Origin of the sequence: Pontibacillus chungwhensis BH030062 (assembly GCF_000770675.1) — a bacterium.
Taxonomy (GTDB): domain Bacteria; phylum Bacillota; class Bacilli; order Bacillales; family BH030062; genus Pontibacillus; species Pontibacillus chungwhensis.
On sequence record NZ_AVBG01000012.1, the window covers coordinates 54400 to 74664 of the forward strand.

Sequence of the window (20265 nt, forward strand, 5' to 3'; positions counted from 1 at the left end):
TTATTCTTCCGCCCCCTTCTTACGGCGTAGCTTTATCATGTTAAAGATCGCGAGTGCTGCAATCCCTAGTACCGCAATTTCAAATAACGTATCTAGTCCACGCATGTCTACAAGGATTACGTTGACCACGTTGTGGCCACCACCAAGTTTTACAGACGTTTCAAGGAAATAATCTGAAATGGGGTCGAACCATTTACTGTTATAAGAAGATATTCCAACAATCGTCATCATTGCTCCGAACAGAATGGCAATAGAAGCGTTGATTAGTATTGTTCCTGCTGACTCGTGGCGCTTTCTAAGCTCTGGCAGGTGCATAAATACAAGCAGGAATAAAGCAACCGTAACCGTTTCAATGATAAGTTGAGTTAATGCTAAGTCTGGAGCTCGGTAAAGAACGAAAAGTATGGCCAGACCATAACCGACAACGCCAAGTATTAAGATAGCTGCGATTCGGTTATTAGTGAATATTGTAGCAAGTGCTGCTAACACCATCATAATAACAACTAACATTTCAGGGAAGGTAACATCTTCTACATCTGTCGGGTTTAAAGCTAATCCATCCGTAAGAAGCATTGTACCGATCGTCCCAAGAAGCATTGCGATCAACAATAGGCGTACATAACGTCTTAAAGATCCATTCATATACCCATTTGTGATTGTGCTTGAATACTTCTCAGTACGATCTACTAACCAGTCGTAAGCTTTGTTTAGGCTTAAAGCACCTGGCACTGCTTTATATACTCCTGCCCAATATGAACGGAAGCTAACAAGCAATGCACCGAGTGCCACAACTATAAGTGACATATGAAGTGGTGTCCCGTCCCAGCCATGCCAGAACTTAATCTCCTTCTCCATCGGTTCACCTTTTACCGACTCTGCTACGTGATCGATTAATGCACTGTTAAATAGCTCAGGAATTAAACCGATTGTAATGACTAATAGCACAAGGATGATAGGAGAGATGAGCATCCCAATCGGAGCCTCGTGTGGCTTTTGAGGCAATTCTTTCTCTTTGTATTCTCCTCTGAATGTCCCAAAGAAGAGGTACATGGAGTATACAAATGTAAAGATGCTACCAAACACAGCTAGATATGGGATAATCGCAGCAAGCGTTTGGGCAAGACCTTCTCCTTCAAGGTGCAGAGAAGCATCGAAGAACAGCTCTTTACTGTAGAAACCATTTAGGAATGGTAAAGGAACGCCAGCCATTGAAAACGTACCAAACACCGCAAGTGTTGCAGTAATTGGCATGAGCGTCATAAGACCGCCTAATTTGCGTATGTCTCGTGTACCTGTTTCGTGATCAATAATACCTGCGACCATGAACAAGCTACCTTTAAATGTAGCGTGGTTCAAGATATGAAATACAGCTGCAAATACAGCAACCTTCGTTCCAAATCCGAGCATAGCCATAATCATACCAAGTTGGCTTATCGTGGAGAAGGCTAATATTCCTTTTAGATCTGTTTGGCGAACAGCCATATAAGATCCCCAACATAACGTTACAATTCCTACCGTACTAACAATAATAAAGAACCATTCACTCATTGAGAAAATCGGTAAGAAGCGGGCGATCAAAAAGATCCCTGCTTTAACCATTGTGGCTGAGTGAAGGTAAGCACTAACTGGAGTAGGAGCTTCCATTGCATCTGGTAACCATATGTGGAATGGAAATTGTGCTGATTTTGTAAAAGCACCTAAGAAGATAAACCCTAGTATCCATCCAAATTGTGGGCTGTTAATAATCGTTTCTTTCTGATCCATCATAGCCTGAATACTTGTGGTGTCTGTAACAATGGTTAAGAGTAAGAGTCCACCCAGTAAACTAAGGCCTCCAAATACGGTAATGAGCATTGATTTTAACGCCCCATACCTTGAGCCCTTTCTGTGGTTCCAGTATCCGATTAGAAGAAAGGAAGAAAGGGAAGTAAGTTCCCAAAACGTATAAAGTGCAAATACGTTATCCGAGAATACGACTCCGAACATGGCAGCCATAAACATGAGTAAATACACGTAGAAATGGCCCAACTGTTCACTCTTATGTAAGTAATATACAGAATAGAGTACAACTAGAGAGCCAATGCCACTAATGAGCAACCCAAATAATAAACTTAGTCCATCTAGATACAGATCGAAATTGATTTGTAAGGATGGGATCCAAGAATAAGATCGCTCAAAAGGAGAGAATTGTGTACCCACCTGAGTGATAAGGTAAACAAATATACTGAAGGGAATAGGTAGCACGAACCAGCCTGTGTGAATGGAATGTTTCCATTTACTTAGGAATGGTATAAAACATGCTAAAATCAGTGGTAAAAAAATAGCGGTTAACATTCAGTCTAAGTCCTCCCTCGATATGAATAAAAGAATGTACCCTTTTAACATACGGTTTTCAATATGCTTAATATCCACTCCATTGTAATAAAAAAAAGAGGTAAGAAGCAACTTTATACTATTTAAAAAGAGTTTGACGATTTTGTGACAATTAAAAAAGCCTATTGCTACTAGCAATAGGCGGATCGTTTAGCTTGTTCTTTTAATATTCTGAATGATTGATCTCCGTTGTAGTTCTTCTTCAATGAGCTTTATAAACTCTGCGCTGAGGTTAAGTTCTGTGGCTTTATAGTATGATTCTATAAGCAATTCATCTGATAAATGTTCCATAGCAATCACCAACAATTTGTTGGCTTACACCTCCCGCAATTAATTTTACTTGACTATGTAGATTCATCTTTATATGTGATAAGATTATGTTTTGTTTTAGTGTGAACTAAATGTATCACGAATCATATTGGGCTACAACACCATGTATATCCACAACCAACTGTATATAAGTTGTGGGTAAATTGGAAAAATTGTACACAAATAGGGTGATTACCTTGTGTGTTTTGTGTATAGAGTTATCCACAACTAAAATGGTGTAGGAATTTGTCGAACGTTTTTTCTTCTAAATGAGTAGGTGGCACATAAAATATGCTTTTTTTCTATTTGAAGGTAAACTTTCTTTTGAAAGGGAATGATAAATTCTATATCATGGATAAGTGGTCCATTTGTACGGTAAAAGGCATAAAACGAGGTGATAAAGGTGTTAAAGAAGTTTCTTCCAGATGAACATGTTCAATCTGTATTTGAAATCAGACCTTCCGAATTAAAGGAACGAGGAATAAAAGGAATCATTACCGATTTAGATAATACGCTAGTTGCTTGGGATCAAGCAGATGCAACACCAGAAATTGTGCAATGGTTTAAATTAATGAAAGAAAACGATATTCAAGTAACAGTCGTTTCAAATAACAACGAAAGTCGCGTCACTTTCTTCTCTGAACCATTAAACATTCCATTTATATACAGTGCGAGGAAGCCGCTTGGGAAAGCTTTTCGCAAAGCTAGGAAAGAGATGAACTTAAATAAGGAAGAAATCGTTGTTGTTGGAGATCAACTTTTGACTGACGTATTAGGTGGCAATCGCGCTGAATTCCATACGGTGCTAGTCGTTCCTATCGTTCAAACAGATGGGTTGTGGACAAGAATTAATCGAAAAATTGAGCGACAGATCTTAGGTTGGATGAAAAGTCGAGGAATGCTTAATTGGGAGGATAAAGAATGGAAAAAGTAATTTGTTATGGATGTGGAGCTGAAATTCAGACACAAGACCCAAAAGCTCCTGGATATGCTCCTGCTTCTGCTTTAGAGCGTGAAGAAGTTATTTGTAAACGATGCTTTCGATTAAAGCATTATAATGAAGTGCAAGACGTTGATTTAACAGATGATGATTTTCTTAGAATGTTGAACCAAATCCGTGATACGGATGGAATGATTGTGAAAGTGATGGATATCTTTGATTTTAATGGAAGTTTTATTCAAGGTCTCCCACGTTTCACTGGGAATAAACCCATCATTCTTGTAGGGAATAAAGTTGATTTATTGCCGAAGTCCGTTAACCATAATAAAGTGAAACAGTGGATGAGACGTCTGGCTAAGGAACAAGGGCTTAAAGTGAATGATGTTTTCCTGGTGTCAGCAAAGACTGGTGAAGGTATGGAAGAGGTCGCAGGTTCAATTGAACATCAGCGCCGAGGGAAAGATGTATATGTTGTTGGGTGTACAAACGTAGGGAAATCGACATTTATTAATCATTTAATTCAAGATTCTACAGGTGAGAAAGAAGCAATAACGACTTCTTATTTCCCTGGTACAACACTAGGATTTATTGATATTCCCCTTGATGAAAAGGCGTCACTATTTGATACGCCAGGTGTTATAAATAGGCATCAAATGGCACATTATGTATCAGAAAAGGATTTGAAAGTCATTACGCCTCAAAAAGAAATTAAGCCACGCGTTTACCAATTGAATGAGGATCAAACCCTTTATTTTGGCGGGCTTGCAAGGCTTGATTTTACGAAAGGTGAGAAGCATTCTTTTGTTTGTTACTTTTCAAATCAACTAAATATTCATCGAACAAAGCTAGAAAAAGCAGATGAATTATATGAGACTCATTTAGGAGAACTACTCTCTCCTCCTGATCAGGATACGAAGTCTAAACTGCCACCTTTAAAAGCACAAAGTTTTCAAGTTCTAGAAGATAAAACGGACATTGTATTCTCTGGTCTTGGGTGGATTACAGTACCACATGGTGGAGTTACTGTGACGGCACATTTACCAGAAGGTGTACGTGTTTCCCTTCGTTCTTCATTAATTTAAAAAGGTGGATGGTTAACGATGAGCTATTTATTTGGACTAATCGGCTACCCAGCTAAACATTCCAAGTCTCCCTGGATTCATGAGCAATTTCTTAAAAAGCAAGGTGAACAGGGGGCTTATCGTATATTTGAAACAAGCCCTGATCTATTGAAAGATAAACTTCAGGCACTGAAAATGATTGAAATAGATGGCTTTAACGTCACTGTTCCATATAAGGAAGAGATCATTCCTTATCTTGATGAAGTTGATTCCTATGCTTCATCTGTTGGTGCAGTTAATACTGTTCACGTCCAAGACGGTAAGTGGATTGGGTACAACACAGATGGTAAAGGTTATGTTCGTTCTCTTCTTGAAGAATATCCGGACACAAACTTAAACAAAACCCGGGTGTTGCTACTTGGAGCAGGAGGAGCAGCGAGGGGGATTTACAGAGCGTTGGCGGAGGCTGGTGCCCCTGTCATTGATATCGCTAACCGAACAGCCTCACGCGGAGAAGCACTACGCAAACTACGATGTGAAAGCACGGAATCGGCGGTCCTTTCACTTGAAAAAGCTGAAGAGGGTCTTTCTCATTATGATCTGGTTGTGCAGACGACTTCAGTAGGTATGACCCCTAATGAAAGTGATCAAATTATTTCTTTACGTAATGTAAGTCATAATGCCATAGTAAGTGATATTGTGTATAAACCATTTGAGACCTCCATTTTGAAAGAGGCAAAAAATAGAGGAGCTCGTGTGCTAAATGGCCACGGTATGCTTATTTATCAAGCGGCCTTAGCCTTTGAACAATGGACAGAAACGTTTGTTGAAGCAAACGATATTGTAACTAAATTTGAACAGCAACTGAAAGGTGATACAACATGTTAACAGGAAAACAAAAACGATTTTTACGCTCGAAAGCCCACCACCTGAATCCGATTTTTCAAGTTGGAAAAACAGGTGTGAATGAAAATATGATTGATCAAATTTCTGATGTACTTGAGAAACGAGAGCTTATCAAGATCAGTATTTTACAAAACTGCTTTGAAGATAAAGATGAGGTAGCAAAGGACATTGCTGATGGAGCAGAAGCTCACATCGTTCAAATCATCGGTAATACGATCGTTCTTTACAAAGAATCAGATGAGAATAAGCAGATTAAACTACCGTAAAAAAGGAGTTTAGTATGAAGAAAATTGGATTGTTAGGTGGTACATTTGATCCTCCTCATATGGGGCATTTACTCATAGCGGAAGAGGTGTACCAAGAACTTGGGCTTGATGAGGTGTGGTTCATCCCTTCAAATGATCCCCCTCACAAAACGGCAACCAATACAAAAGTGAATGATCGTTTAGAGATGACGCAATTAGCGATAGATTCTAACCCCCATTTTAAGATAAATACAATTGAAATCGAACGATCTGGAACTTCTTATACGTTTGATACGGTTAAGACATTAATTGATGAGTTTGAGGATATTCAATTTTACTTTATAATGGGAGGAGACATGGTCGAATACTTGCCAAAGTGGAATAGAATAGATGAACTAGTCGAAATGATCACGTTTGTTGGGGTAAAGCGTAAAGGACATGATCTTACATCTCCATACCCTATTCAAACCATTGACATCCCAGTATTCGAAGTGTCTTCTACGTTTATTCGAGAACGAATCATGCAGGGCCGTTCAGCGCGGTATTTGTTACCTCAATCTGTAGAATCTTTTATAAAGGAGCAGGGATTGTATGGATCAGAATGAAGCATTAGCTATACTAAAACCTCACCTAAAGCAGGAGCGCTATGATCATACAGTGAGAGTAATGGAGACTGCTATTGAATTAGCGGAGATGTATGAAGTAGATGAAAAGAAGGCAGAAATAGCAGCCATTTTTCATGATTATGCCAAATACAGACCGACAGAAGAAATGAAGAAATGGATCACTTCGACTTATTTACCAAAAGATTTGCTGCACTACCATCATGAGTTGTGGCATGGTCCTGTAGGAGCGTTATTGGTCGAGAGGGAAGTTGGAATTACAGATGTAGAAATCCTGGATTCCATTCATTATCACACAACAGGCCGTACTCATATGACACCCTTGGATAAAGTGATTTTTCTGGCTGATTATATTGAGCCTGGTCGCAGGTTCCCTGGTATTGACGATGTAAGAGAAGCTGCTCAGGTGAGCTTGGATTATGGATGTTGGATGGCAACAAAAAACACCATTGCCTTTTTAATGAGCAAAAATCAACCTATTTATCCTGATACTTTTTATGCGTATAACGCTTTAACAAAAAGTAAGAATAACAAACAAGAAGGGAAGTAAAACATGGAAAGTAAGGAACTTATGAAAATTGCCGCGCAGGCATGTGAAGATAAACGAGCTGAAGATATTGTTGCAATGGACATGCAAAACGTGTCTTTAATTGCAGACTATTTTATTATTTGTCATGGAACAAATGAACGTCAAGTTCAAGCGATTGCAAGAGGGATTAAGGAAGCAGCAGAAGAGCAGGGCATGGTTGTTAAACGCATGGAAGGCTTCGAAGAATCTCGTTGGATTCTTGTGGATCTAGACGACGTGGTTTGCCATATTTTCCACAAAGATGAACGTAACTACTACAACCTAGAACGTCTATGGGGAGATGCTCCTTCCTATAGCATGCAAGAAATTACACCAAATCAAGACCAGGTGTAATATGAGTTATGGTCGTTTTGCTGAAATCTATGACGAATTGATGGAAGATGTTCCTTATCAGGATTGGGTAACGTTTACTCAATCCTCAATTCGTTCCACTGAGGTAGGAGTAGAGAGTATCTTAGACCTTGGAGCTGGAACTGGTGAGATTTCGATACGTTTAGCTAAAGAAGGATACAACGTTACAGGTGTGGATCTTTCAGAAGATATGTTAGCTGTAGCGAATCGGAAGTCAATAGAACAAAACGCTTCTGTGGAGTGGGTAAAGCAAGATATATCATCATTAAATATGCCTGTCCAATATGACATGGCTATTAGCTATTGTGATGTAATTAATTATATTACGGACGAGCAAGAAGTTCAGCAAACGTTCCAGCATGCCCACGATGTGATAAAACCAGGAGGCTTGTTTTTGTTTGATGTTCACTCGATAGGTTATATAGACGGGTACCTCAGCGGTCAGACTTTTAGTGCCGTAACAGATGAGATAAGCTACATTTGGTTCTGTGATGAAAAGCGAGAAGATCATTCTGTAGCCCACGATTTAACTTTCTTTGTGAAAAAGGACGATCTATATGAGCGTTTTGATGAATACCACAGCCAAAGAACATTCCCTGTTTCAACATATGTAGCATGGCTGCAAGATATTGGTTTCCATGTTTTAGGCATCCATAGTGACTTTTCACAAGAAAGTGGATATGATGAAGAAGAGAATGATCGCATCTTTTTTATATGTCAAAAACCCACCGAAGAAGAGTAAACACTCTTCTTCGGTTTTTTCTTGAAGGATTTTGTTGAAGATTGAAGAATAAAGTATTAATCCCGCTTTTGTTCTCCTAGTTCCCATTTATCTTGGTTGTACTTACGATGAGTTCTCTGGAACAGATGATGAAACATTTCACCTGTTTCTGTCTCCAGTACTTCTATCCCTTCTCCAGTTACGCCTCCCTTTACACAAACCTTCTCTTGCAAAGTAGGCAATGAATAGTGTCCTTCCTCTAGAAGCTTTCCAAACCCGATTACCATTTCTGTAACCATAGTTGTAGCTTCTTGTTCAGAAATCTTTGTTTCCTCACATGCCGCATCCACAAATCGTTGAAGTAAGTAACTAAAAAATGCTGGACCACATGAGACGATATCTGAGGATACGCGAGTGACGTTTTCGTTAATTTGAACAGGCTTAGAGTATGCTTTGCAACATTGCTCCACATAAGCCCTCATTAAAGGTGATACACGTTCTCCAAATGTTAACAGGGTTACACCTGATTGAGCGCGGTTCGTAATGCTTGGGATCCACCGAACAACCTGACAAGGCACCTCATTTTCAAGATCCTCTACACTGTAAGGACTTGTAATCGAAACCAAGCACTGTTGCTCAGTAAGGTATGATTGTATTTTATTGAGAAGGGGGTAAATATCCAATGGCTTAACGCATATAAAAAGCATGTCGGCTTCTTTTGCTACTTCTTCAGCTCCTTCACAAACCGTAATTCCTGGGTAGTTTTTTTGTAATGAATTCGCTTTTGAAAGGGTTCGGTTTGTTACATAAAGCTGCTCAGCTTCAATCATTCCTGAATCAATCCACGCTTCTATCAAGATTTTTCCCATATTACCCGTACCAATAATGCCCCACTTCATGTTAGGTCCCCTCCTTTACAAGATAATCTCTTCATGCAATTACTGTTCCGTTAACAAATATATGAAAGAAGGTAGATCGTTTATGAGTCGAATCTACAAGTATTTTCTATCTATAGCTGTTTTAGCAGGGTTTATCCTTTGGATACTTTGGCCAACTTCACCTTCTGATGATGAGTTCGTAATCAATCACGAAAAAGAAGAAGAAGAAGAAAGTAAGGTAAATGCGTCAGCTGAAAAAACACTTATGTACGTAGATGTTAAAGGGGAGGTTGAACGTCCTGGTGTATATCATTTGAATGAGGGAAGCAGGGTGGAAGATGCTATTGAAATGGCAGGAGGTCTTACATCGTCAGGAGATCCTTTATCCGTAAACTTAGCTATGCGTGTACAAGATGAGATGGTTGTGATTGTTCTTGCTAAAGGGGGAGGAACAGCCTCTCCTGAAGGTGGGGGGAGTATGACGGAGAAGGTTTTCATTAATCAAGCCTCTTTAGAAGAGTTAAAAACCTTATCTGGGGTTGGTGAATCCAAGGCTAAAGCTATTCTTGAATATCGTGAAAAAAATGGCCCCTTTCAAGATGTTCATGACCTTCTTCAAGTTAGTGGTATTGGAGAGAAAACTTTAGAAGGACTTGTAGAAGATATTCAGGTCCCTTAGTTGATTGACGTACAACTGGACAAGCAGTACACTGAATGGAAATGAAAATAGAGAAGGTGATCGATAATGAACCGTATTTCTTGGGATCAGTATTTCATGGCTCAAAGTCATTTATTAGCCTTAAGAAGCACTTGTGAAAGGTTAGCCGTAGGTGCCACAGTCGTACGTGACAAGAGGATGATTGCAGGCGGATATAATGGGAGCGTTTCAGGGAGCGTTCACTGTATAGATGAAGGATGTTACGTAATTGATGGTCATTGTGTAAGAACAATTCATGCAGAGATGAACGCTTTACTTCAGTGTGCCAAGTTTGGCGTTGCCACAGAAGGGGCTGAAATTTATGTTACGCATTTTCCATGTCTTCACTGCTGCAAAGCCTTAATTCAAGCTGGCATTCAAACTGTTTATTACGCACAAGATTATAAAAACCATCCTTATGCCATTGAGCTATTTAAGGAAGCGGGTGTACAAACTGTTCAAGTAGAAGTAAAAGAAACTGGAGTTGACCCTAAAGCACTCGAAAAGCTCGAATATATAAATGGGTTAATCGAACGTTTATCTCATGCAGGTGCACCTAAAGAAGAGATAGAAAGCTTGAAAGAAGAAGCTATGAACTTATTTTCATCTCATCATATAACAACTTAATGGGGAGGCAGATTGTGAAAGGAAATGGCTATTGGCTAGCTATAGCTTCAGCTCTAGGCGTTTACCTCGCGCCTGTTTCTTACAGCTGGATAGGCGGTATTGTGGGGCTGGGCGGATTGATATTTATCCGTTCAGCTAATCGCCCACTTTTATTTGTATCGTGTGTGCTCTTTATTACATGTTCAACCTCTGTTTCGTTCAAGTCTCCGAATCCTCCAGACCTACATTCCTCTTCGACTCAATTGAGTGGTATTGTAAAGGGGAATCCTACATTTGCAAAAGAGTATACTTCCTTTATCTTTGAAGATCATCAGACTAAACAGAAATGGAATGCGTTCCTTTTTTCGCCTCTGGACCATAGATCTGTTCAAATTGGGTCGAAGTGTTCCTTGTCTGGTAAAGTAGAACGTCATCCATTTTCCCGGAACCCTGGAGAATTTAATTATGAAACATTCATGCTTCTTAAAGGCATACGTGGGACGATCATTGTAGATGTTTCTCAGTTACATTGCCAAGGGGGCAGCTGGTATAAAGAGTTGTTCTCCAAACGAAAAGAAGCATTAGATAACTTAGATCAAAATCTTTCCCCTTTAACATCATCATGGGTGAGTGCCTTAGTATTTGGAGAAGATCGTGATTTACCGGATGAGACCATCGATCTTTTTCAGCGGTGGGGTCTTTCTCATTTACTAGCTATATCTGGCCTTCATGTCGGGTTATGTATTGCACTCTTCTCTTATCTCACCCTTCGTTTTTCCCTTTTAACTAAGCGTAAATTGATCATTTGCCTTTTGTTTCTTCTACCCATTTACATTATATTTGCAGGAGGCGCACCGTCTGTAATCAGAGCTGTTTGTATGGCGGAAGCAGCTATGCTTTTATCGCTTCTTAAACAGAAATGGCCAATGACAGACATCATTAGTTACCTATTTTGTAGCATTCTTATCTTGAAACCTTCGCTTGTCCATCAATTGGGCTTTCAATTTTCGTTTATAGTTACTTTTGGAATTCTTGTATCAAAAAAATGGATCAGCTTAAGTGTTCATCCCATTGATTCTCTTCTTAGGATTTCCCTCTTATGCCAATTAGTTGTCCTCCCTTTACAACTTCAATCTTTCTACTTCTTTAATCCACTATCTCTTTTAGCTAACCTCCTGTTTGTCCCCTTAATGTCTATATTTGTGCTTCCCGTTTGTTTCATTATTCTTGTAGGCGTATATATCCTTCCTTCTTCCTTGCTTAATCAGTTAGATACTGTTTTTCAGAAGTCATTAGAGCTATGTTTCCTTCCACTTAGGGGAATGGATAAGTTTGCTGTAGAGTGGGTAATTGGCCAAATGTCCTTTGTTAGCATTCTTTTGTTTGTATTCGCGTTTGTGTGGATGATGAAGAGATGGGAATTAGGGAAGAAAAGGAAATCCTTCTTGTGGGGCGTTGTTTTGTCCTTTATTTTAATAGCAGAAGCGAGTGTGCCGTTTTTATTTTCGCCAGGCCGAGTCACGATGCTTGATATAGGGCAGGGAGATTGCTTCATTATAGAGTGGCCTAATCGAAATCATGTCATGATGATCGATGCTGCAGGTGTGTTAGAAGGAGGGGAAGATGAAACGTTTACAAGAATTATCCAACCTTATCTTCATGAAAGGGGGATCACAAAAGTTAACACATTGTTGCTGACTCATGCTGATCAAGATCATATTGGTGCAGCCGAAGAAGTGATCACTCGATTTAGTGTGGATACATTAATAACAAGTTCTTTTTTTAGAGGAGATCTTCAGATAATAGAAGAGAAGTGGAAGAAAGTCAGTAGCGGGGATCGGTTCGTTATTGAAGAGACAGTTTTTGATGTACTATATCCAATTAAGGAGTCAGAAGATAAAAATGATAATTCCTTAGTCATCAGTTTCAAACTTGGTGGATTGGTTTGGATGTTTACAGGTGATGTTGGGAAAAATGGGGAAGAAAATATCAGTTCATTATCCTATGAGCTTGATGCAGATGTACTAAAAGTTGCCCATCATGGCAGTGACACTTCTACAGGGGAACAATGGTTAGATGCTGTAACACCAAGGGTGGCTCTGATATCGGCTGGGCTTAACAATCGTTACGGACATCCGCATGAACAAGTAATGAACCGTTTAAACCAACAAGACGTACAGATTATAAGGACAGATCAGAAAGGAGCGGTGATCTATCAATTTTCTGGTGAGACAGGTACATTTTATAGTCATTTGCCATAGGATATTCTGTACTAATTGCTACCTGATTTATTCTTTCTACAAACATAAAAAAGAGACTGTTTGACAGCCTCTTTCATAATGTGTTGCATAAATGCTAGTTGCCGATAAGTCGTATACCCACGCCAATCGCGAAAATAACAAAGAAAAAGATGAACGAAAACGCGAATCCTTTGGCAGAGTCTACAACGTCGTTCGTTGGTGATTGAACTTCTTTTTTGAACTCGTTCACGTTTAACCCCTCCTATACCAGTTATTAGTATAAACGGTTTCATAAAAAAAATCTACAATGCATGAAGATTTCGTAATTATACGGTTCCCTTTGTTGACAAGAGTTAACACCCATAGTTTTTTTCGTTTTGGCTAGGCTATAAGTATCGGTCAAAACATCGTTATCACCTGGGCTTACCTAGGGGTTCAGGTGATGCGTTTATATAGATGACTTGTGGGGGGGAATGGGAACCATTTCCCTCTTCTGCTTATCCTTGCTAAAACTCTGTATAATTCAACACTTGAAAGCCTTCCGATTTCCATATACCATACTGTTAGACCCGAATGGAGGAAGGTACGATGGTATATTTTGATGCCCTTAAAGAAATAAAGAAGAAGCAATTTGATCCAGTATACTTACTATATGGAACAGAAACCTATCTCATCCAGGATATTCAGCAAGCGCTTGTAAAGAATGCTGTTCCAGATGAGGAGCAAGATGTAAACTTATCCGTATATGATTTAGAGGAAGTTCCTATACAAGAAGTCATGATGGATGCAGAAACCTTTCCTTTCCTCGGAGAAAGAAAGCTACTACTATGCAAAAATCCAAGTTTCTTAAAGGCTAAACCTGATAAATTGCAAATTGAACATGATGTGTCGGTACTGCAACGTTACTTGGAACAACCAGCTGAGTATTCGATTGTGGTTTTTATAGCACCTTATGAGAAAATTGACGAACGAAAGAAAATCGTTAAACAAATGAAAAAATCAGGAAAAGTCATTCCTTGTCAATCGCTCAAAGAACATGAAATGTCTAGTTGGGTGCAAAGCTTGGCAAAAGGTTTACATATAGACATAGAATCCCCGGCCATTGATGTTTTTATTCAAGAAAACGGGACAAACCTTATGTCTATTCAAAATGAGTTAGAAAAGATGGCGTTATATGTAGGAGAAGGCGGAACAATCACAAAAGAAGTGGCTGATTTGTTAGCTGCCCATAACTCTCAGTCTTCAGCCCTTAAGTTAGTAGATGCCGTGATGAATCAAAACGTTGAAAAGGCTATTTTGATCTATAAAGACCTCGAGAAACAAAATGAGGAACCAATTGCCTTACTAGCTCTGTTAGCATCTCAGTTTAGACTGATTTATCAGTCCAAACTCCTTCAACAAAAAGGATATACACAAAATCAAATGACGCAACAAATTAAAGCCCACCCATTTGCAATAAAAATGGCATTAGGACGAGCCCGCGGCTTTAACGAACAACAACTAGGAACCATCATGCAACTCCTTACCGACACGGATGCAGCGATGAAACAAGGCCGAATGGAAAAGAACTTAGCCTTTGAACTTCTCCTGTATCAACTTGTCCATGTTAAAAAGAAAAGAGCATAACACCAAAAAGCAACCTAATTTAGGTTGCTTTTTTAGTTGGCTTTGAAAGCGAGAGAATGTTTCCGTATGCGTTATTGGGGCGTAAGGTGGTTCGGGAAATCACTCCCTTTCCGCGGCGAGCTGAGGAGGCTTCCCAGCTCCCTGCAGGAAAGCGATGTCCCCGAGCAAGCCCAAACACTCATAAACGTAAGGGCCCTTTCAGCTGATGTATCTTAACGTCGACAAAAAAGAGGATGCTACTCATTGTAGCATCCTCTTTTTTGCATAAAAAAACGACCCTCTTAGTAGGATCGTTTGTTGGTTGGTCATAAAAACGGAATGACTTATTTACGCTGTAACGGATTTAACGCGACGAGAAAGACGAGCTTTCTGACGGTTACCTTTGTTACGGTGCATAAGACCTTTGCCTACAGCCTTATCGATCTTTTGTACAGCATCTTTGAAAGCTTCTTTAGCTTCCTCAGTTTTGTTGTTGTCAACTAGGTTGTCAACACGCTTCATTGCAGAACGAACGTCAGATTTGAAAGAGTTGTTCTGTGCGCGCTGGTTGTTTTGTGTAATAACACGTTTTCTAGCTTGCTTGATATTAGCCATCTATTTTCACCTCCTGGAGAAATTGAACCTGCTTTATAGAGCATTTATTCGAACAAGAGACATTTTATCAGAGCACACAGCAGTTTTCAACATAAATATAATACCACATGATTTTCTATTATGTATGAAAGCCAAAATGGACGTGCATCCTAGTAAAAAAACGGAGGGTTTTCGTATGTCAATGAATCTAGATCATTTTCAAATTCGTACAGATTTAGCTGTTGAAGCAAAAGACATGGTTTCAGAGAAAAAAGAGCAAGGTTCTTCTAATAGTGAGGGAGTACGCGTTCAAGAGAAGAAGGAAGCTGAAGACATAAAGGTGACTTATGTAGAAGTTGATGAAAACGGAGCAGAACAAATCGGTAAGAAACCGGGTTCTTATATTACCATTGAATCTCAAGGCATACGAAAGCATGATACGAGCCTTATGCATCATACGGCTTCTGTAGTAGCGAGAGAATTAGAAGAGTTACTTGTTAAAAGTAATGTAGCTGCTGATGCAACATGTCTGGTAGTAGGTTTAGGGAATGACAATGTTACACCTGATGCATTGGGTCCTATGGTAGTTGATAAACTGCTTGTCACAAACCATATGTTTGAACTTCAGCCAGAGACTGTTGATAAAGGTTTTCGTCCTGTGTCAGCTCTTACTCCAGGTGTGATGGGGGTTACTGGTTTAGAGACGAGCGATATCATTGTTGGTGTAATTGAGAAGGTGAAACCTGATTTTGTCATTGCGGTTGATGCTTTAGCTTCTCGATCAATTGACCGTGTGAATAGCACGATTCAGATTTCCAATACAGGGATTCATCCAGGATCTGGTGTAGGTAACAAACGTAAAGAATTAAGTGAAGAAACCTTAGGGATTCCGGTTATTTCTTTAGGTATACCGACTGTTGTCGATGCTGTAACCATTACAAGTGACACGATTGACTATATGCTCAAACATTTTGGGCGTGAGTGGGATGAGCGGGAGAAACCATCTAAGTCTTTAACTCCTGCTGGTATGGATTTTGGCGAGAAAAAAGAATTAACAGAAGAAGACCTGCCGAATGAAGACCAACGAAAAGCTGTTATGGGAATGATTGGTGGATTGTCAGCTCAGGAGAAGAGAACACTTATTCAAGAGGTCCTAACTCCTATTGGTCACAATTTAATGGTTACCCCTAAAGAAGTAGACGGATTTATGAAAGATATGGCTCATGTAGTGGCGAGTGGCCTGAACGCTGCTCTACACCAAGATGTGGAGCCAGACACAGAGGATTCTTTTACAAGATAAAATAGAAGAAGGTTCTACTCTTTCTCTAGTTTTCATAGAGTTTACTAGAGTTAGGAAACATGAGAGAAAGGGTGACCTCATTGAATTCTAAAGGCTTAATGCTTGCTCATAGAGAATTGAAGAAATGGTATAAACGAAGCGGCATCTATCTACTAGGCTTAATAGGAATCTTTTTATTGATCGGTTTACTGACATCTATACAGCCAGCTTATCGGCTGTCCTCTTCTACATTGCATACATGGACAAGTCAGGTAGATGGTTCCTCTTTTTTACGATTAATGAGCATGGAGAATCGTGTGTTTCAGGGGGCGTACCCGGAAGGATATGAAGACCTTCGCATCTCTGAGATGATTTTTCAAACAGCTACAAGCATACAGCCTGATGATCCGCGTTCCTTCTTAGGTAGAGAGTTGCCGGGTTTTTCGGCATATGACGGTCAAATTGTTGTAGCAGGTGAGGGGACAAACTATACGACGATGGCAGTTGAATCAGCTCCTCCTATGGAAATTTTTGATGAAAAGGAAAAGGAAGTAGTTACTGAAGAGCAACCAGTTGAACAAGAAGATCAAACTTCTCCTGATCAAGCATTACCCACTACTGGTGATAGGGATGTTGTGTTGATCTACCACACCCATAATCGAGAATCTTATTTTCCTCTCCTTCCAGAAGACGCAACAGATGCCTTTCATTCTAAAGCGAATATTACACTTGTAGGCGATCGTCTGGCTCAAAGCTTAGAAGATAATGGCATTGGTGCTAAAGTCGATAAAACTGATATAACAAAGAAACTGAAAGAAAAAGATATGGAGTATTATGAGTCGTATGATATGTCTAGGTCTGTTGTGCAAGAAGCGATGAGTACAGAGGCGGATTTACAATATTATTTTGATCTTCACAGGGATTCCATCGACAAGCAATATACAACTACAGATATAAATGGTGAGTCGTTTGCGAGAATCTTCTTTGTAATAGGCGGAGAATATGCTCATTACGAACAAAATTTAAAACTAGCTAATGAGCTTCATAACAAAATGGAAGAGGAATATCCTGGGCTCAGTCGAGGTGTAATGACAAAAAAGGGTTCAGGTACGAATGGGAAGTTTAATCAAGACTTATCTCAAAATGCTATTCTTATTGAGTTCGGGGGAGTAGAGAATACATTAGAAGAGCTTTATCGTAGTGCGGATGCAGTTGCGGGTGTGTTTAGTGATTTTTATTGGCAAGCGGAAAAAGTGAGTGGAGATCAGTAAGCAGAAATAAGGAGATGACCGCTATGGCGCGCTTCACAGTGACCTTTCTAATTATGATAGTTTTATTCCTCGGTGGCGTTTTGGTCGGTATGAATCAAGCTAGCATTGGGATGATTCAAATGCGTGGCTTCTCAAGTGGTACATTTCAAGAAGCTGTTCAAACGGAAAAAATGGAAACAGGTGACTATGAAGTGCAAGTGTTAGGTAAAGACTTCGCGCAAGTATCTGTTGAGGAAAAACAACAGCAATACGAGGACCACAACGAAGCCCGAGGCCTTCAAAAATTAGCTGTCACCTTAGAAAGAGTAGTGAATTGGGTGTACAATACAATCATCTACACGATCTATCACATATTCTCTGCTTTCTTTTAGCGCCACTTCCGGCATTTTGCTTATGCGGGCCTGCAGGATGCAGATCAGTTCGGTGTTGGCTATTGACGCGCCGGTTTAAACCGAACTTCCTCTTTTGCTGAACAGTTGCCTGCGCTTTTCGAATGAGATCTAGCTCCGGCGGGGAGGGCCTAGCGCGATAAGCAAAATGACCTCCAATGGCTAACGCCATTTCCGGCCAGTTTGCTTATCCGGCCCCACACGATGTGGGGTCGTTCGACGTTGCCGCAGGACGCGGCGGTTTTAGTCGAGCTTCCTTTTTCCACTAAGCACCCCGCCTGCGCTTTTCGATGATGTCTAGCTCCTGCTCCTAGCCCCTAGCGTCATAAGCAAACTACCTGCAGTGGCTAGCGCCACTTCCGGCATTTTGCTTATGCGGGCCTGCAGGATGCAGGTCAGTTCGGTGTTGGCTATTGACGTGCCGTTTTTAACCGAACTTCCTCTTTTGCTGAACAGTCGCCTGCGCTTTTCGAATGAGATCTAGCTCCGGCGGGGAGGGCCTAGCGCGATAAGCAATATGACTACAATAAGCTACGCTTATTTTCGCCATCTTGCTTATCCGTACGGCCCTGGTCACCCCGCCTGCGCTTTTCGTTATTGAAGTATTTCCTCTACATTGCTATAATCTAAGCTAGCTATGGTTTCGGATTAAAGTAGGAGTGATGAATGTGAGTAGCGACAAGATTAAACAGGAGAATGTGCGTAATTTTTCAATTATCGCTCATATCGACCACGGCAAATCGACATTAGCCGATCGTATTTTAGAGAAAACGAAAGCTTTAACTCAGCGAGAGATGAAAGAGCAGTTTCTTGATGCGATGGATTTAGAGCGTGAACGTGGTATTACGATTAAATTAAACGCAGTTCAATTAAGATATAGCTCTCCTAATAAGGGAGAAGATTATTTATTCCACCTGATTGATACACCAGGACACGTCGACTTTACATATGAGGTATCCCGTAGTTTAGCAGCGTGTGAAGGGGTTATCTTAGTAGTAGATGCGGCGCAGGGGATTGAGGCTCAAACGTTGGCCAATCTTTACCTTGCATTAGATAACGATTTAGAAATTATTCCAGTTATTAATAAAGTAGATCTTCCAGCGGCTGATCCAGACCGTGTGACGAAAGAACTTGAGGATCTTATTGGTGTAACAAAGGATGAGGTTATTTTAGCTTCAGCTAAAGCGGGGAAAGGAATTGAAGAGATACTAGAAGCCATTGTAGAACGTATTCCTTCCCCTATTGGTGAGCCAGAAGATCCATTGAAAGCTTTGATCTTTGACTCTTTATATGATCCATACCGAGGGGTAATCGCGTCGATTGCCGTAAAGGAAGGTTCTGTAAAGGTTGGTCAAAAGATTCGCATGATGCAGACTGGGAAAGAGTTTGAAGTAAACGAAATTGGTGTGTTCAATCCAAAGCCAACTCCTAAAAATGAATTAACGGTTGGAGATGTTGGATATTTAACAGCATCGATTAAAAATGTAGGTGACTCCCGCGTAGGTGATACGATTACCCGAGTAGACAATCCGGCTCCAGTACCATTACCGGGTTATAAACGTTTAAATCCGATGGTGTTCTGTGGGTTGTTCCCAGTTGATGCGAACAATTACAATGATTTACGTGAAGCACTAGAGCGCCTAGAGCTTAACGATTCTTCCCTTCAGTATGAAGCTGAGACATCTCAGGCATTGGGCTTTGGTTTCCGTTGCGGATTCTTAGGGCTCCTTCACATGGAGATTATACAAGAACGTATCGAACGTGAATTTAATATTCAACTTATTACAACTGCGCCAAGTGTAATCTACGAAGTAGTACTTGCTGATGGGGAAACGGTTACGGTTGATAATCCATCCTTAATGCCAGATCCGCAGTCAATTAGTGAAGTTCGTGAGCCGTTTGTAAATGCAACCGTGATGGTCCCGAACGACTATGTAGGCTCTGTGATGGAAATTTGTCAGAAGAAGCGCGGTTCTTTCGTAGATATGCAATATCTTGACGACAACCGTGTTAATATCACGTATGATATCCCACTGTCTGAGATTGTGTATGATTTCTTTGATCAGCTCAAGTCTCAAACAAAAGGCTATGCTTCCTTTGACTATGACTTAGCAGGCTATCGTGCGTCGAATCTCGTGAAAATGGATATCTGGTTAAATGGTGATACGATTGATGCCTTGTCCTTTATCGTACACAGAGATTTTGCATTCGATCGCGGTAAAGCCATTACGAGCAAGCTTGTTGAATTAATCCCACGTCAACAATTCGAAGTTCCTGTTCAAGCAGCAATTGGGAATAAAATTGTGGCTCGTTCAACCATTAAAGCAATGCGTAAAAATGTACTTGCAAAATGTTACGGCGGGGATATTTCTCGTAAGCGTAAGTTGCTAGAGAAACAAAAAGAAGGTAAAAAACGAATGAAGATGGTTGGGTCTGTTGAAGTACCGCAAGAAGCCTTTATGGCCGTGCTAGAAATGGATTCTGACGATTAATAAGGATTAATGAGTAAAAACCGCAGGAGATTTCTTGCGGTTTTTATGCTTTCAACTTTGTTAACTTGTATGTTTTACTTCAAGGGTGACGCATGT

The 20265-nt window shown here is 40.2% G+C and carries 21 protein-coding genes; 16 read left to right on the forward strand and 5 right to left on the reverse strand.

All coding sequences use genetic code 11. From position 1 onward, the window contains the following. Nucleotides 1-2334, reverse strand: coding sequence for a Na+/H+ antiporter subunit A (locus N780_RS14575; RefSeq protein WP_036785671.1), 2334 nt, complete (start codon nt 2332-2334; stop codon nt 1-3). A gap of 189 nt (nt 2335-2523) precedes the next feature. After that, nucleotides 2524-2664, reverse strand: a complete 141-nt coding sequence (locus N780_RS19565) for a sporulation histidine kinase inhibitor Sda (RefSeq protein ID WP_084599643.1) — start codon at nt 2662-2664, stop codon at nt 2524-2526. Between the two features lie 421 nt (nt 2665-3085). Between N780_RS19565 and N780_RS14580 the strand changes: the two genes are divergently transcribed. Genes N780_RS14580 through N780_RS14615 form a run of 8 tightly spaced genes read left to right on the forward strand, consistent with a single transcriptional unit; the run spans nt 3086 to nt 8139 of the window. Beyond that, on the forward strand, nt 3086-3616 hold the full coding sequence (locus tag N780_RS14580; RefSeq protein ID WP_036785674.1) for a YqeG family HAD IIIA-type phosphatase: 531 nt from the start codon (nt 3086-3088) through the stop codon (nt 3614-3616). Further along, entirely contained in the window at nt 3604-4704 is a 1101-nt protein-coding gene (yqeH, locus tag N780_RS14585; RefSeq protein ID WP_036785676.1) for a ribosome biogenesis GTPase YqeH, read from the forward strand. Before N780_RS14580 ends, yqeH begins: the two co-directional genes overlap by 13 nt. An 18-nt stretch (nt 4705-4722) precedes the next feature. Then, entirely contained in the window at nt 4723-5571 is an 849-nt protein-coding gene (gene aroE / locus N780_RS14590; protein ID WP_036785678.1) for a shikimate dehydrogenase, read from the forward strand. Beyond that, on the forward strand, nt 5565-5855 hold the full coding sequence (gene yhbY / locus N780_RS14595) for a ribosome assembly RNA-binding protein YhbY (RefSeq protein WP_036785681.1): 291 nt from the start codon (nt 5565-5567) through the stop codon (nt 5853-5855). The genes aroE and yhbY overlap by 7 nt, the downstream gene beginning before the upstream one ends. Before the next feature lie 14 nt (nt 5856-5869). After that, nucleotides 5870-6439: a nicotinate-nucleotide adenylyltransferase gene (locus N780_RS14600; RefSeq protein ID WP_036785684.1), complete on the forward strand. Its 570-nt coding sequence runs from the start codon at nt 5870-5872 to the stop codon at nt 6437-6439. Then, nucleotides 6426-7007 (forward strand): bis(5'-nucleosyl)-tetraphosphatase (symmetrical) YqeK, encoded by a 582-nt coding sequence (gene yqeK / locus N780_RS14605; RefSeq protein ID WP_036785687.1) that lies wholly within the window; start codon nt 6426-6428, stop codon nt 7005-7007. The genes N780_RS14600 and yqeK overlap by 14 nt, the downstream gene beginning before the upstream one ends. Before the next feature lie 3 nt (nt 7008-7010). Beyond that, complete coding sequence (gene rsfS, locus N780_RS14610) at nt 7011-7379, forward strand: ribosome silencing factor (protein WP_036785691.1); 369 nt, start codon at nt 7011-7013, stop codon at nt 7377-7379. Nucleotide 7380: 1 nt separating this feature from the next. Further along, nucleotides 7381-8139: a class I SAM-dependent DNA methyltransferase gene (locus tag N780_RS14615; protein ID WP_036785694.1), complete on the forward strand. Its 759-nt coding sequence runs from the start codon at nt 7381-7383 to the stop codon at nt 8137-8139. 56 nt (nt 8140-8195) lie between these two features. Here N780_RS14615 and comER read toward each other — a convergent pair whose 3' ends face one another. Next, nucleotides 8196-9017 (reverse strand): late competence protein ComER, encoded by an 822-nt coding sequence (comER, locus tag N780_RS14620; protein ID WP_036785697.1) that lies wholly within the window; start codon nt 9015-9017, stop codon nt 8196-8198. 82 nt (nt 9018-9099) lie between these two features. On the opposite strand from comER, the gene N780_RS14625 reads away from it, so the two are divergent. From N780_RS14625 to N780_RS14635, 3 genes are all read left to right on the forward strand, one after another. Further along, nucleotides 9100-9675: a helix-hairpin-helix domain-containing protein gene (locus tag N780_RS14625; RefSeq protein WP_036785700.1), complete on the forward strand. Its 576-nt coding sequence runs from the start codon at nt 9100-9102 to the stop codon at nt 9673-9675. Between the two features lie 66 nt (nt 9676-9741). Then, on the forward strand, nt 9742-10320 hold the full coding sequence (locus N780_RS14630; RefSeq protein ID WP_036785703.1) for a ComE operon protein 2: 579 nt from the start codon (nt 9742-9744) through the stop codon (nt 10318-10320). Nucleotides 10321-10334: 14 nt separating this feature from the next. Further along, entirely contained in the window at nt 10335-12560 is a 2226-nt protein-coding gene (locus N780_RS14635; RefSeq protein ID WP_036785706.1) for a DNA internalization-related competence protein ComEC/Rec2, read from the forward strand. Between the two features lie 94 nt (nt 12561-12654). Here N780_RS14635 and N780_RS19570 read toward each other — a convergent pair whose 3' ends face one another. Then, nucleotides 12655-12789 (reverse strand): YqzM family protein, encoded by a 135-nt coding sequence (locus N780_RS19570; RefSeq protein ID WP_036785709.1) that lies wholly within the window; start codon nt 12787-12789, stop codon nt 12655-12657. 338 nt (nt 12790-13127) lie between these two features. Between N780_RS19570 and holA the strand changes: the two genes are divergently transcribed. After that, nucleotides 13128-14165, forward strand: a complete 1038-nt coding sequence (holA, locus tag N780_RS14645; protein WP_036785713.1) for a DNA polymerase III subunit delta — start codon at nt 13128-13130, stop codon at nt 14163-14165. A 327-nt stretch (nt 14166-14492) separates the two neighbouring features. Here holA and rpsT read toward each other — a convergent pair whose 3' ends face one another. Beyond that, on the reverse strand, nt 14493-14759 hold the full coding sequence (gene rpsT, locus N780_RS14650; protein WP_036785716.1) for a 30S ribosomal protein S20: 267 nt from the start codon (nt 14757-14759) through the stop codon (nt 14493-14495). Nucleotides 14760-14934: 175 nt separating this feature from the next. On the opposite strand from rpsT, the gene gpr reads away from it, so the two are divergent. The 4 genes from gpr to lepA all read left to right on the forward strand — a co-directional run bounded on the left by gpr (nt 14935) and on the right by lepA (nt 20169). Further along, entirely contained in the window at nt 14935-16038 is a 1104-nt protein-coding gene (gene gpr, locus N780_RS14655) for a GPR endopeptidase (RefSeq protein ID WP_036785719.1), read from the forward strand. Between the two features lie 71 nt (nt 16039-16109). Continuing rightward, a complete protein-coding gene (gene spoIIP, locus N780_RS14660) occupies nt 16110-17288 on the forward strand; it encodes a stage II sporulation protein P (protein WP_232299548.1) in 1179 nt (392 codons plus the stop codon). A gap of 23 nt (nt 17289-17311) precedes the next feature. Then, nucleotides 17312-17659 carry a DUF3679 domain-containing protein gene (locus tag N780_RS14665; RefSeq protein ID WP_036785722.1) on the forward strand — a complete coding sequence of 116 codons (348 nt, stop codon included), beginning with the start codon at nt 17312-17314 and terminating at the stop codon, nt 17657-17659. Nucleotides 17660-18345: 686 nt separating this feature from the next. Continuing rightward, nucleotides 18346-20169 carry a translation elongation factor 4 gene (lepA, locus tag N780_RS14670; RefSeq protein ID WP_438942511.1) on the forward strand — a complete coding sequence of 608 codons (1824 nt, stop codon included), beginning with the start codon at nt 18346-18348 and terminating at the stop codon, nt 20167-20169. Nucleotides 20170-20265 lie beyond the last annotated feature (96 nt).